Source organism: Vibrio variabilis (assembly GCF_003263785.1).
Taxonomy (GTDB): Bacteria; Pseudomonadota; Gammaproteobacteria; order Enterobacterales; family Vibrionaceae; genus Vibrio; species Vibrio variabilis.
Genome location: NZ_JYJK01000082.1, coordinates 1 through 284, shown reverse-complemented (window position 1 = coordinate 284; position 284 = coordinate 1). Strand labels below are relative to the sequence as shown.

Annotated in this window: 1 pseudogene; it reads right to left on the bottom strand. The window is 41.9% G+C overall.

Going from position 1 to position 284, the window contains the following annotated elements:
• Nucleotides 1-26 precede the first annotated feature (26 nt).
• Nucleotides 27-284, bottom strand: a pseudogene (locus TZ48_RS13840) (transposase); the annotation flags it as partial.

Here is a 284-nt window from a genome sequence, read left to right as displayed (position 1 = left end):
TTTATACAGGTGTAATGTGGACATTAAAGCGGTATCTTAGCCAGCTTAAACACGGAGTCTAAAAAACCTTGCATAGCTCTCAATGGCATAGAGAAAACGCGTTTTACCATCAGTGCTGTAGTAATGGCTAAGTCACTGAATCGGCGAGGCCTACCTCGCTTATTCTGTCTACTTTGCTTCCACTCTCTTATGGTTCCTTCATCAATCCAAAAAGTAAGTGAGCCGCGGTTAATTAGGGCTTTGTTGTACTGTTTCAGTTAGTTGTTTTATAACGAGGTTTCGGC